The following is a 12,975-nucleotide window of genomic DNA, read 5'->3' on the forward strand; positions in this document are numbered from 1 at the left end:
TCAGAAGCCAATCCGCGCCGCACGCGTCGAGAAGAAGATGCCGGACGGGCTCTCTGCCGGGATTTCCCCCCGCACGGTGAAACGCTGGGTATCGATGATCACCACCTTGTTGTCATCCCGCGCCGACAGCCAGACACTTTCGCCACGCGGCGCAAACTCCATGTGCAGAATGCCGCGTCCAGGCTGCATTTCCTGCACCACCTTGCCGGCCAGGGTGTCGATCACATCGAGCTTGGCATTGTCCGGGAAAGCGAAATTTACCCAGATCTGGCGTCCATCCGGGCGTGCCATCACAAACACCGGCTGACCGCGCACGGGAATCCGCACCACTTCCTGCCAGGTCCGGGTATCGACGACCAGCACCTCATGCCGGCCGATCGCCGGCAGATAGGCTTTGCCCTGCGCCACGGACCAGCCGCGCAAATGGGGCATCTTGAAGACCGGCAGCTTTTCCTGGCCGCGGCCATAATTTTCCAGAATCTTGCGGGCGCCTTTTTCCGGCTGCCAGAGATCGAGCATCGCCACGCCATCCTCGCCGAACAAACCCGCCAGGAAATAACGGCCATCCGGTGTCACCAGGCCATCGTAAGGTTGCTTGCCGGCCGGATAGCGCTCGGTCTTGGGCTGACGCGGATCGGAAAAATCGGTCACCCAGATTTCACCGCCCTCAAACAAGGCATAGGCAAACCGGTTGCCCGCCGTATCGGCCAGCCCGACCACCTTGGAGAATTTGCCCGGCGCGTATTCCGCCGGCACTTCGGAGAGCAGTTCCAGGGTTTCGGCATCGAAGGCCTTGATGCCGCCCGGCGTGTAGTTCTGGGCAACCACAATCCGGCCGTCCTGCGAAATCGAACCGCCAATCGCATTCCCGGCCTGCATGACGCGCTTGACGATGCGCTCGGCCAGCAAATCCACCTTGGTCAGCCCACCATCCCGGCCAAAGATGTAGGCGTAGCGCCCATCCCGGGAATACACGGCCGAGGCATGGGACAGATCGCCCAGCCCCTCGATCCGGGCATAGGGTGCCTGTGTGGTGGTATTGACCAGCGTCAGCTTGCCGCTGGCCCGCTCAATGACCAGCCCGAGATCCCCCGTACCTTTCAGGGGGGGGGCGGCACAGGCAGAGAGCAATGCGGCCAGCAGGCCCAGGCAGAGGATACGAAATGGCTTCATTTTGGAAACTCGTGCATCAGCTTATCGACAATCCAGGCAGCCTCGGCCTCCGTCAGAAACTGGCGGAACGGCGGCATCGGGGTGCCCGGACGCCCGTAATAAATCGTCGCCGCCAGGCCTTCCGGCGGCTTGTCCTTCAAATCGGCCGGCAGGAGTGCCGGCCCCAGCCCGCCTTGCAGGGTCATGCCGTGACAGGACCCGCAGTCCTGCCGCACCAGATGCACCAGTTCCTTCTGGCGCGCGGGCGGCGGCTCGTTGGCCAAGGCGACGGTCGACACCGCCAGCAAGGCAAAAATCAGTTCAGTCTTCAACAACAATCTGCCCTTTCATCTCGGGATGCGGGCCGCAGTGATAGTCGTGCCGCCCCGGCTGTTCAAAACGCATGGACCACGTTTCATCCGGGAAAAAACGGTCCGACTCCAGGCCTCCCAGCCCGGGAAAGCGAACGGAATGGCTGGTCCGCTTCTCGGCATTGAGCCAGCGCACCGTGTCGCCTGTTTTGATACGTAGGCTACTCGGCTCAAAACGATACTCGACCACCTTCACCGTATGGGTGTCAGCCCAGGCCGGCACAGCGAAAAAGAGCGCCAGCATGGCTGGCGCTCCCTGTCTTGCCCAGCGGATCAGGCAATCCCGTTCAGACATCGCTTACTGCTTGGCCGCCTTCACGTCGCCGTCCGCACCCAGACCAATGGTGTGACCAAAGGAGACGTGGTGGAAACGACCGGAAGCATGGTCGGCATGGATGGCGATACCGAAAGGCACGGCCTTGCCCGGAGCCATGGCAACGCCACCGGCCAGCTTGCGGGTGAAGGTCACGGTCCAGGTGTCGCCATTCTTGGCACCCTCTGCCGTCACCCCGGCCTTGCCGCCGGTCATATTGCGCTTGTCGGTGACGACACCATCAGCGGTTTTGCCGCTGCTCGACCATTGCATCAGGTCATAGCTGCCGCTGGTCGTGTATTTGGTCTTGTCCTTGCCATTGGGCATGCCCTTGGCGTCCTGGTGACAGGTCTGCCAGCAGCCCACCTGATCGCCCATGGCAACCTTGGCATCCGGGAACATCACGGTGGCCTTGACCTCGTTGTCCTTGTCGCCATGATCAGCGCCCCCAGCCGGGGCCTTGAAAGTCAGGCGTACGTAAAGGTTGGTTGCATCGAAGGCAGCCTGCATGCTGACCGGATAGTTAGCAACCTTGGGGCCACCCTTCGGCTCCATTTCCTTGCTGACCAGACGCTTGGTGTCGAGGCTCAGCTTGCCGTCTTCAACGTGACAGCCGGCACAGGCCTCACCCTTCTTCAGGCCGCTCGCACCGCTGTGCTCGCCCTTGCCGCTCACCCACTCGATCGGAGCAACACCCGGATGGAAAACGTGAATGTCCTTCTTGGGGACTTTCGACCAGTCCGGTGCAGCCAAGGCGGACTGACTCAACAGGGCGCACAAGGCACCGGCAACTGCGAAAGAGATAGTGTGTTTTTTCATTGTGGTCGTCTCCACGAAAACAAAACCTTGCGTATGGCATCCCGTGTGGACGCCTGTAATAGTACGGGGGCTTGCGCCCCCGTTTTTATGCTTCAGATCAAGCAATCAGCAACAGATCAGTAGATGTCGTGCTGGGTGTTGTAAACGTTGAACTTGCCGGTCGGCGTGATCATCTTCGGATCGGTGATGACCTTCTTGACCTTCAGCGTTGCATCGTCATAAACCACGATGGCGGACTGATCGGTCTTGCCACCCCACAGCGAGATCCAGACTTCCTTGCCGTCAGCCGAGTATTCCGGATGCACGGCGCGCTTGACCGCCTTGGTCACCGGCAGACCGGAGTCCTTGGCCACGTTCAGCACAGCCTTCGGCTTGGAGAAGTCGCCCTTGATGTCATACACGGCCACGGAGTTGGCAATGTCGGTATCCGGGTTCATCGGCGCATCCGCCCACAGGTGGGTGGACTTCGGATGGGTCTTCACGAACAGGTTACCGGCACCGATGTGCTTGATTTCCTGAACGACCTTCCAGTTGTATTCCTTGAACTTGGCGTTCTTCTTGTCATCGGACGGCGTCGAGATCAGGGTGATCACGTCAGCGCCCAGGTGACCGGTGGTCCACACTGGACCGAACTTGCCATGCACGAAGTTGGCGCCGCGACCCGGATGCGGGATCTTGGCGGTATCGACCAGCGCAGCCAGCTTGCCGGTCTTGGTATCCACCGCAGCAATCTTGTTGGAGGCGTTGGCCGCCACCAGGAAGTAACGCTTGGTCGCATCCCAGCCGCCGTCATGCAGGAACTTGGCAGAAGCGATGGTGGTGGTCTTCAGGTTTTCGATATCGGAATAATCGACCAGCAGAATCTGACCGGTTTCCTTGATGTTCACCACCCATTCCGGCTTGATGAAGGAGGCGACGATCGAGGCCACACGCGGCTCCGGATGGTATTCGCCATCGACGGTCATGCCGCGGGTCGAGACCACCTTGCGCGGCTTCAGCGTATCGCCATCCATGATCACGTACTGGGGCGGCCAGTAGGAACCGGCAATCGCGTACTTGTCTTCGAAGCCCTTGAACTTGGAGGTATCCACCGAACGGGCATCGAAACCAACCTTCACTTCAGCAACCACTTCCGGCTTTTCCATCCACAGATCGATCAGGGACAGACGGCCATCGCGACCAATCACGTAAACGTAACGGCCGGAGGCAGACAGACGCGAAATGTGTACCGCGTAACCGGTCTTGACGATGGAGCGGATTTCCTTGGTATCGCCGTCGATCAGCGCCACTTCACCCGTATCACGCAGGGTGACGGACATGATGTTCTTCAGATTGAACTTGTTCATCTGCTTGGTCGGACGCTTGTCGACCGGAACCATCAGCTTCCAGGAGTCCATGGTGTCTTTCAGGCTGTACTCCGGCGGCACATCCGGGGTGTTCTGGATGTACTTGGAAATCAGCGTGATTTCTTCCTTGGTCAGGATGTCGTCGAAGTTGACCATGCCACCGTCGGTACCGTAGCCAATGATCTTTTCCAGACGCTGCTGACCGAGCTTGAGCATGCCGCCCTCGGTCACGTTGCCGTCCTTGTCCTTCTTCGACCAGTGCGGCTCCAGGTTCTTGCCGGTCGCGCCCTTGCGGAGCACGCCGTGACAGCCGGCACACCGTTCGAAGTAGATCTTCTTGGCAGTTTCCTTTTCAGCTGCCGTCATTTCGGGTGCCTTGGCATCCTGAGCGAAGGCAGAACCCATGGCCGCAGTCATGGCAGTCACAGCCAGCATACCCACTACAGATTTCTTCATCTTACCTCTCCTAAACACGAAAAACGCGTCAATCCCCCAAACGCGATGGGTGCAAGGTTGAACCTGAGCCCCCCCGCCATCCTTGATACCCATCAAGCTTTTCGTGCATAAGAAATCTTTAATATCAATAACTTATAGTTACTACGGACTAATTCAAACTACTACTTTGGTACTAAACCCGCATTTTGCTGATGCCCCCTATTGGCAGGCTGCCACTTCCAGCATTAGGATGGCCGCCCAAAGGCAGGACATACCATGACGACCCAAGACACACTCCCGGCCGGCAAAGTCTGGCTGGTCGGCGCCGGCCCCGGCGACCCGGAATTGCTCACTTTGAAGGCGGCGCGCCTGATCGCCCGCGCCGATGCGCTGGTCTACGACCATCTGGTCGGCGACGGCATCATGGATCTGGCGCGCCCCGATGCCCGTCGTATTTACGCCGGCAAGGAAGCCTCCAAGCACACCATGCCCCAGGGCGACATCAACCAGCTCTTGGTCGATCTGGCCCGCGAAGGCTTGTCCGTGGTTCGCCTCAAAGGCGGCGACCCCTTCATCTTCGGACGCGGCGGCGAGGAACTGGAGACGCTGGTCGGCTCCGGCATTCCCTTTGAGGTGGTGCCCGGTGTCACTGCCGCTGCCGGCTGCGGCGCCTACTCTGGCTTCCCGTTGACGCACCGCGACCATGCGCAATCGGTCACCTTCGTGACCGGCCACCTGAAAGACGGCACCGTGAATCTGGACTGGCCCGCACTGGCCCGCCCCAAGCACACGGTGGTCTTCTACATGGGCATTGGTGCTGCCGAAGAAATCTGTCGGCAGATGATCAACCACGGCCTGCCGTCAATGACGCCCGCCGCAGTCGTCCGCAACGGCACGCAAAAAGACCAGCAAACCGTACTCGGCACCCTGGGCACCCTGCCCCACCGCATTGCCGAATCCGGGATCAAGCCTCCCGCTCTGATCGTGGTCGGCAGCGTGGTCGGCCTGCACGAAAAACTGAGCTGGTTCGAAGGCAAGGCATGAACCTGCGTTCCCTGATCCTGGCGGCCGGCTTGCTGCTGGCCGGTTCGGCCCAGGCCTACACCATCCCGGAGTTGCGTACGGACTGCCAGGCCGCCGAACCCATCGTCAATGGCGAGCGCGTGACCGATCCCGGCGAATCGCTCAAAGGTGCCCGCTGCATTGCTTACCTGGCCGGCTTTGCAGACAGCTACGCCGTCAGCGACTACCTCGCCAGCAAGGTCGGCATCAGCCTCAACGCCTACTGCCTGCCCAAGGATAACGATCTGACGCGGCGCATGGTCCGTGCCGTTCTGGCACAACTGGATTATCTGCCCACCAACCCCGGTGGCACCACGGCCACCCTGGTGGCAGGCGCGCTTGCACGCACTTTTCCGTGTAATTCGCTTGAATCCGGCAAGTGATTCAGGGATAATCCCGCCTCTACCTGCCCCGGTGGCGGAATCGGTAGACGCAGCGGATTCAAAATCCGCCGCCGAAAGGCGTGCCAGTTCGAGTCTGGCCCGGGGCACCATTCGAGCAAAGCGGCTTTCCTTACGGAAGGCCGTTTTTGTTTTATCCGCCTGACCTTTCCGCCGAACTACAGCCCATGTCGCTGACCGTCGACGATTTCGACTTTCCCCTCCCGCCCGAACTGATTGCCCAGCATCCTGCGCCTGAACGGACGGGCAGCCGTCTGCTGCACGTGCAACAGGCGCAATTGACCGACCTGCGCTTTGCCCAGATCGACAGCTTGCTGAAATCGGGTGATCTGCTCGTTTTCAACGACACCAAGGTCATCAAGGCCCGCTTTTTTGGCCGCAAGGCGTCGGGTGGCCAGGTTGAAGTACTGCTCGAGCGGATTGCCGACGATCGCCATGCGATTGCCCAGATTCGTGCCAGCAAATCGCCCAAGCCGGGCATGGTCCTGCATCTGGCGGACGACGCCTTTGCCCTGACGGTCACGGGCCGCGCCGGCGCCAATGGCGAATTCTTCGCCCTGGAGAGCGTTGACCGTCGGAGCCTGTGGGAACTGGCCGAGGCCTACGGCCAACTACCGCTGCCGCCCTATATCGAACATCCGCCCGAAGGCGCCGACGAAACGCGCTACCAGACGGTGTATGCCCGCACCCCCGGCGCCGTGGCCGCACCGACCGCCGGCCTGCACTTTGACGACGCGCTGCTCGACCACCTGCGCAGCCGCGGCGTCGGCACCGCCTTCCTGACGCTGCATGTCGGCGCCGGCACCTACCAGCCGGTGCGGGTGGACAAGATCGAAGAACACAAGATGCACAGCGAGCGCTTCGAGATTCCCGCCGCCACGGCCGAGGCCATTGCGGCCACGCGGGCTGCCGGCGGCCGCGTCATTGCCGTCGGCACGACCAGCCTGCGCGCCCTTGAGTCCGCCGGGAATCCGGACGGCAGCGTACGCGTCGGCGGCGCTGAAACCGATATTTTCATCACGCCCGGCTACCGTTTCCAGGTGGTCGACCGCATGATCACCAATTTCCACCTGCCGAAATCGACGCTGATGATGCTCGTCTCGGCCTTTGCCGGCTACGACACGATCCGCGCCGCTTACGCTCACGCCATCACAGCGCGCTACCGTTTCTTCAGCTACGGCGATGCGATGCTGCTGGAAAAGAAACAGGACTAAGCCCATGTTGCAATTCGAACTCCTGAAAACCGATGGCGCGGCCCGCCGCGGCACGCTGACGCTGAACCACGGCGTCGTCCAGACGCCGGTCTTCATGCCGGTCGGCACCTACGGCACGGTCAAGGCCATGACGCCGCAGGCGCTGAACGACATCGGCGCACAAATCTGCCTCGGCAACACCTTCCACCTCTGGCTGCGCCCGGGTCTCGATGTTGTCACGGCACACAAGGGGCTGCATGACTTCATGGGCTGGCAGAAGCCGATCCTGACCGATTCCGGCGGCTTCCAGGTGTTCTCGCTCGGCGCCCTGCGCAAGATCACCGAGGAAGGCGTCAAGTTCAGCTCGCCCATCGATGGCGCCAAGCTCTTTCTGTCGCCCGAAATCTCGATGCAGATCCAGCACGTGCTGAACTCCGACATCGCGATGATTTTCGACGAATGCACGCCCTACCCGGCGACGCGCGACGAAGCGGCCAAGTCGATGCGCCTGTCGATGCGCTGGGCGCGCCGCTCGCGTGACGAATTCGACCGCCTGGAAAACCCGAACGCGCTGTTCGGCATCGTTCAGGGGGGCATGTACGAAGATCTGCGCGACGAGTCGCTGGCTGGCCTCGACGAGATCGGCTTCCACGGCATGGCGATCGGCGGCCTCTCGGTCGGCGAACCCAAGGAAGACATGCAGCGCATCCTGGCCCACACCGCCCCGCGCCTGCCGACGCACAAGCCGCGCTACCTGATGGGCGTCGGCACCCCGGAAGATCTGGTGCACTCGGTCAAAGCCGGCATCGACATGTTCGACTGCGTGATGCCGACCCGCAATGCGCGCAACGGCCATCTGTTCACCCGTTTTGGCGACATCAAGATCAAGAACGCGAAGCACAAGACCGATACCGGCCCGCTCGACGCCTCCTGCACCTGCTACACCTGCCAGAACTTCAGCCGCGCCTACCTGCACCACCTCTTCCGCGCCGGCGAGATCCTCGGCAGCATGCTGAATACCATTCACAACCTGCATTTCTACCAGACCATCATGGCGGAAATGCGCAGCGCCATCGAGACCGGCACGCTGGAAAGCTGGTCACAACAGTTCGCCCGTGACCGGGCCAGCGAAGAACGCTGCTAGAATCCAAGGTTTCGTTTCACCTAGTTCTCTGGAGTCATAACAATGATTAGTCTTGCCCACGCCCAGACCGCTGGCGCCGCTGCCGACCCGACCGGTGGCTTCATGCAGCTCCTGCCGATGATCCTGATGTTCGTCGTGCTGTGGTTCCTGATGATCCGCCCACAGATGAAGAAGGCCAAGGAACACAAGGCCCTGCTCGAAGCCCTTGCCAAAGGCGATGAAGTCGTGACCCAGGGCGGCCTGGTCGGCAAGGTCACCAAGGTTGGCGACAGCTATGTGACCGTGGAAATCGCAGCCAACACCGAAGTCGTGGTTCAGAAACCGGCCATCGGCCTGGTCCTGCCGAAAGGCACGCTGAAGTCGCTGTAATTCACTCCAGAAGGCGGCCGCTGGCCGCCTTTTTCGCTTCAAAGCCACCATGAATCGCTACCCTCTCTGGAAGTACGTCACCGTCGCCATCGCGCTGGTGCTCGGCTTCATCTACACCCTGCCGAATTTCTTCGGCGAATCGCCCGCTGTCCAGGTGTCCAGCGCCAAGGCCACACTCAAGGTCGATCAGAAGACCGAGGCCCGCGTCGAGGAAGTCCTGCAAGCCGCCGGCATCGCCCACAACGGCATTCAGCTCGACTTCAACGGCGTCAAGACCCGCTTCAAGGACACCGATACCCAGCTCAAAGCCAAGGATCTGCTGGAAAAGGCCTTCAACCCGGATGTCAGCGACCCGCAATACGTGGTCGCCCTGAACCTGTTGTCCGCCTCCCCGGCCTGGCTGACCTCCCTGCATGCATTGCCGATGTATCTGGGCCTCGACCTGCGCGGCGGCGTGCATTTCCTGCTCCAGGTCGACATGAAGGGCGCCGTCACCAAGCGTCTGGACTCCACCTCGGCCGACCTGCGTACCCAGCTGCGTGACAAGAACCTGCGCCATGCCGGCCTCTCCCGTGAGGGCGAGCGTCTGGTCATCAAGTTCCGCGACACCGAGACGCGTGACAAGGCCCGCAACCTGCTGGCCGACACCCAGCCCGACCTCTCCGTCAGCGAGCAGGGCGACGCCAGCGAACCGCGCCTGGTCGCCACGCTGAAGCCGGAAGCGCAGAAGAAGATCGGCGAGTTCGCCATCAAGCAGAACATCACCACCCTGCACAACCGGATCAACGAACTCGGCGTGGCAGAGCCGGTGATCCAGCAGCAAGGCGCCGACCGCATCGTCGTCCAGCTGCCGGGCGTTCAGGACACGGCCAAGGCCAAGGACATCCTGGGCCGTACCGCGACCCTGGAAATCCGCATGGTCGATGACAGCCCGGGCGGCCTCGAAGCCGCCCTCAACGGCAGCGCCCCGTTCGGTACCGAAATCTACAAGGAACGCGGCGGCCAGCCGCTGCTCGTCAAGAAGCAGGTCGTCCTCACCGGCGACCGCCTGACCGACGCCCAGCCGGGCTTCGACAGCCAGACGCAGGAACCGGCCGTTCACCTCACGCTGGATTCCGCCGGTGCCCGCATCTTCAAGGACGTGACCCGCGAGAGCGTGGGCAAGCGCATGGCTATCCTGCTCATCGAAAAGGGCAAGGGCGAAGTGGTGACCGCACCGGTCATCCGCACCGAAATCGGTGGCGGCCGTGTCCAGATTTCGGGCCGCATGACGACCAGCGAAGCCAATGACACCGCCCTGCTGCTGCGTGCCGGTTCGCTGGCCGCGCCGATGGACATCATCGAAGAACGCACCATCGGCCCGTCCCTCGGTGCCGAAAACATCAAGAAGGGTTTCCATTCGACGATGTGGGGCTTTGCCGCCATTGCCGTGTTCATGATCATCTACTACCAGATGTTCGGTGTGGTCTCGGTGCTGGCCCTGGCGTCCAACCTGCTCTTCCTGGTTGCCATCCTGTCGCTGCTGCAAGCCACGCTGACCCTGCCGGGGATCGCGGCCATCGCACTAACGCTCGGCATGGCGATCGACGCCAACGTGCTGATCAACGAACGCATCCGTGAAGAACTGCGCGTCGGCATGCCGCCACAGGCAGCAATCTCGGAAGGTTACGAGCGCGCCTTCGCGACCATTCTCGACTCCAACATCACCACCCTGATCGCCGGCCTGGCCCTGCTCATCTTCGGCTCCGGCCCGGTGCGCGGCTTCGCCGTCGTGCATTGCCTGGGCATCCTGACCTCGATCTTCTCGTCGGTCGTCGTCTCGCGTGCGCTGGTCAATGTGATCTACGGTCGCCGCAAGAAACTGACCTCGGTCGCCATCGGCCAGATCTGGAAGCCGGGCAACGACGCGGCGACGGTCAACGCCGGGAAATAAGGGGAAATCGACATGGAATTCTTCCGCATCAAAAAAGACATCCCCTTCATGCGCCATGCGCTGAAGTTCAACATCATTTCTCTCGTCACCTTCCTGCTGGCTGTGTTTTTCCTCGCCACCAAGGGCCTGCACCTGTCGGTCGAATTCACCGGCGGCACCCTGGTCGAGGTCAAGTACGAGCAGGCAGCCGACCTCGAGAAAATTCGCGGCGCGCTGGGCAAAACCGGCTTCTCGGATTACCAGGTACAGAACTTCGGTTCCTCGCAGGACGTGATGATCCGTCTGCCGCTGAAAGGCGACCAGAACACGGCCCAGCTCGGCGAATCCGTGATGCAGGCCCTGGCGGCCGACGCTCCGGGGGCAGCCCTGTCGCGCGTCGAGTTCGTCGGCCCGCAGGTCGGCAAGGAACTCGCCGAAAACGGTGCCATGGCCCTGCTGTTGGTCATTCTGGGCATCGTCATTTACTTGGCCTTCCGCTTCGAATGGCGTTTCTCGGTCTCGGCCGTCATCGCCAACCTGCACGACGTGATCATCATCCTGGGCTTCTTCGCCGCCTTCCAGTGGGAATTCTCGCTGTCGGTGCTGGCGGCTGTCCTCGCCGTGCTCGGTTACTCGGTGAACGAATCGGTTGTGGTCTTCGACCGCGTCCGCGAGACCTTCAAGGGCGTACGCGGCCTCAGCACCCCGCAGGTGCTGGACCACGCCATCACCAGCACGATCAGCCGGACCATCATCACCCACGGCTGCACGCAGCTCATGGTGCTCTCCATGCTGATCTTCGGCGGTGAAACGCTCTATTACTTCTCGCTGGCCCTGACCATCGGTATCTGCTTCGGCATCTACTCCTCGGTCCTGGTCGCCAGCCCGCTGGTCATGTGGCTGGGCGTGTCGCGCGAGCAGTTCATTCCGAAACAGAAGAAAGCCGTCGAAGGCGCAACGGAAGACGGCGCCTGCGTCTGATCCGGCGACGGTCGACACAAAAAAACCACCGGTTTTCGACCGGTGGTTTTTTTACGTCTGTTGCTGGCACCTTTGCACGCCAGCGCAAGGCCCGATGCGCTTACCAGGCAGGCGCCGCGCTGGCCGGCGGCGCGGGCGGCGGTGCAGGCAACCAATCGCCGCTCGCCCCCCAGACCAACAACACAGCGACGGCCACGGCCAGCAGGAAGGCAGCCAAGCCGCCGCCGCGCGCCGATTCGGCCTCGCCTTCCGCCCAGCCCGTCACCATCGGCTTGACCAGATTGTGCTTCTTCACGTGGCCATAGAAGGCAATGGCCGCCACATGCAGCCCGACCAGTACGAAAAGCAGGTTGGCCCCCAGCCGATGCAGACCGGCCAGCCGATCGCTCAAATCTTTATCGATCAGCGCGTAGAGCGGACCGGTAAAGGCGATGTCGTCATTGGCAAAGAGACCGGTCAGCAGCTGGGCGGTCAACAGGCCCAGCAGGCCCAAAACGGACAGCGCGCCGAGCGGATTGTGCCCTGCCCCCTGCCAGGCACCGCTCAAGTACGCCTTGATGCGGGCCGGACTCGGCATGAACTGGGCGAAACGGGCATAGGTCGAACCGCAGAGGCCCCAGACCAGGCGGAATCCGATCAGGCCGACAATCACGATGCCGATCCGGGCATGCCAGTCGATCAGGTTACCGCCGATCTGCCCGGTCACCACGGCCGCCACGACGCAGAGCACGAGCAGCCAATGGAAGAGCCGGGTCGGCAAATCCCAGAGTTTGTAACGTTTTTCCATCCCACATCCTTTCCCGCCCGCGACGGCGGCATGAAAAAAGGCGCCCGCAGGCGCCCCTTGAGCCGACCAGCGGCAGATTACTTGTCGTCCTTGCGGAACTTGTCGTGGCAGCCCTTGCAGGTCTCGCCCACCTTGCCGAACTGCGCCTTCAGCGCGGCAGCGTCACCGGCAGCAGCCACCTTGGCCAGTTCGTTGGCTTCCTTGTTGAAGGCTATGGCGACCTTGCCGACGCCTTCCTTGTCGGTGAAGAGTTCCGGCTTGACGCGGGTTTCCTTGTAGCCGACGCCCTTGTCGCTGCCCGGCACGTAGAGTGCGCCCATGCCGGAATTGGCGATGGCGGCGATGGCATTGGCGGCTGCGGCAGCCTGGTCCTTGTTGTAGGAAGCCGGGTTATCGACCAGCATGCCCTTCAGCTTGCCCATGTTCCAGGACATGAAGCTGTAACCGGCCTGGCGGTATTTGATGGCATCTTCGGGCTTCATCTGGGCGGAAGCGGTGCCGGCGATGGCAAAGCCCAGGGCGGCGATCAGCAGCTTGGTTTTCATGGTGTTTTCTCCGTGGCGAGGTATTGTCGTTGGGCGCAACCGGGGCACCCGCTTATTCCACGTAGATTATAGCCAGCTAATATGGTGAAAAAACTTCACATCGGTGAAGCTTTTTCACCAGCCCGTTGACCATTGATCAACGGTA

Annotated in this window: 14 protein-coding genes and 1 tRNA gene; 8 read left to right on the forward strand and 7 right to left on the reverse strand. The window is 61.7% G+C overall.

Features of this window, described 5'->3' with window-relative positions; translation table 11 throughout:
• From AACO21_RS08705 to AACO21_RS08725, 5 genes are all read right to left on the reverse strand, one after another.
• Window positions 1–1,173, reverse strand: a complete 1,173-nt coding sequence (locus tag AACO21_RS08705) for a cytochrome D1 domain-containing protein (protein ID WP_346192129.1) — start codon at window positions 1,171–1,173, stop codon at window positions 1–3.
• Window positions 1,170–1,472, reverse strand: a complete 303-nt coding sequence (locus AACO21_RS08710; RefSeq protein ID WP_346192296.1) for a cytochrome c — start codon at window positions 1,470–1,472, stop codon at window positions 1,170–1,172. Before AACO21_RS08710 ends, AACO21_RS08705 begins: the two co-directional genes overlap by 4 nt.
• Window position 1,473: 1 nt before the next feature.
• Window positions 1,474–1,767: a plastocyanin/azurin family copper-binding protein gene (locus AACO21_RS08715; RefSeq protein ID WP_346192130.1), complete on the reverse strand. Its 294-nt coding sequence runs from the start codon at window positions 1,765–1,767 to the stop codon at window positions 1,474–1,476.
• Between the two features lie 54 nt (window positions 1,768–1,821).
• On the reverse strand, window positions 1,822–2,655 hold the full coding sequence (locus tag AACO21_RS08720) for an ethylbenzene dehydrogenase-related protein (RefSeq protein WP_346192131.1): 834 nt from the start codon (window positions 2,653–2,655) through the stop codon (window positions 1,822–1,824).
• A gap of 116 nt (window positions 2,656–2,771) precedes the next feature.
• Window positions 2,772–4,457, reverse strand: coding sequence for a cytochrome D1 domain-containing protein (locus AACO21_RS08725; RefSeq protein ID WP_346192132.1), 1,686 nt, complete (start codon window positions 4,455–4,457; stop codon window positions 2,772–2,774).
• 255 nt (window positions 4,458–4,712) lie between these two features.
• On the opposite strand from AACO21_RS08725, the gene cobA reads away from it, so the two are divergent.
• The 8 genes from cobA to secF all read left to right on the forward strand — a co-directional run bounded on the left by cobA (window position 4,713) and on the right by secF (window position 11,498).
• The gene (gene cobA, locus AACO21_RS08730; protein WP_346192133.1) at window positions 4,713–5,480 is read left to right on the forward strand and encodes a uroporphyrinogen-III C-methyltransferase; all 768 of its coding nucleotides are present in this window, start codon (window positions 4,713–4,715) and stop codon (window positions 5,478–5,480) included.
• Window positions 5,477–5,881: a Rap1a/Tai family immunity protein gene (locus AACO21_RS08735; protein WP_346192134.1), complete on the forward strand. Its 405-nt coding sequence runs from the start codon at window positions 5,477–5,479 to the stop codon at window positions 5,879–5,881. The genes cobA and AACO21_RS08735 overlap by 4 nt, the downstream gene beginning before the upstream one ends.
• A gap of 25 nt (window positions 5,882–5,906) precedes the next feature.
• Window positions 5,907–5,991 (forward strand) — tRNA-Leu (locus tag AACO21_RS08740).
• A gap of 75 nt (window positions 5,992–6,066) precedes the next feature.
• Window positions 6,067–7,113, forward strand: a complete 1,047-nt coding sequence (queA, locus tag AACO21_RS08745; RefSeq protein ID WP_346192135.1) for a tRNA preQ1(34) S-adenosylmethionine ribosyltransferase-isomerase QueA — start codon at window positions 6,067–6,069, stop codon at window positions 7,111–7,113.
• Between the two features lie 7 nt (window positions 7,114–7,120).
• Complete coding sequence (tgt, locus tag AACO21_RS08750) at window positions 7,121–8,236, forward strand: tRNA guanosine(34) transglycosylase Tgt (RefSeq protein WP_346192297.1); 1,116 nt, start codon at window positions 7,121–7,123, stop codon at window positions 8,234–8,236.
• Between the two features lie 42 nt (window positions 8,237–8,278).
• Entirely contained in the window at window positions 8,279–8,605 is a 327-nt protein-coding gene (yajC, locus tag AACO21_RS08755) for a preprotein translocase subunit YajC (RefSeq protein WP_346192136.1), read from the forward strand.
• Window positions 8,606–8,654: 49 nt separating this feature from the next.
• Window positions 8,655–10,538, forward strand: a complete 1,884-nt coding sequence (secD, locus tag AACO21_RS08760) for a protein translocase subunit SecD (protein ID WP_346192137.1) — start codon at window positions 8,655–8,657, stop codon at window positions 10,536–10,538.
• Between the two features lie 12 nt (window positions 10,539–10,550).
• Window positions 10,551–11,498 (forward strand): protein translocase subunit SecF, encoded by a 948-nt coding sequence (secF, locus tag AACO21_RS08765; RefSeq protein ID WP_346192138.1) that lies wholly within the window; start codon window positions 10,551–10,553, stop codon window positions 11,496–11,498.
• Window positions 11,499–11,598: 100 nt separating this feature from the next.
• Here secF and AACO21_RS08770 read toward each other — a convergent pair whose 3' ends face one another.
• Both AACO21_RS08770 and AACO21_RS08775 read right to left on the reverse strand, forming a co-directional pair.
• Entirely contained in the window at window positions 11,599–12,285 is a 687-nt protein-coding gene (locus AACO21_RS08770) for a cytochrome b/b6 domain-containing protein (protein ID WP_346192139.1), read from the reverse strand.
• Window positions 12,286–12,362: 77 nt separating this feature from the next.
• On the reverse strand, window positions 12,363–12,830 hold the full coding sequence (locus AACO21_RS08775; protein WP_346192140.1) for a cytochrome c: 468 nt from the start codon (window positions 12,828–12,830) through the stop codon (window positions 12,363–12,365).
• Between the last annotated feature and the right edge of the window lie 145 nt (window positions 12,831–12,975).

It is taken from the genome of Dechloromonas sp. ZS-1 (genome assembly GCF_039649255.1).
In the GTDB taxonomy this organism is placed as follows: Bacteria; Pseudomonadota; Gammaproteobacteria; order Burkholderiales; family Rhodocyclaceae; genus Azonexus.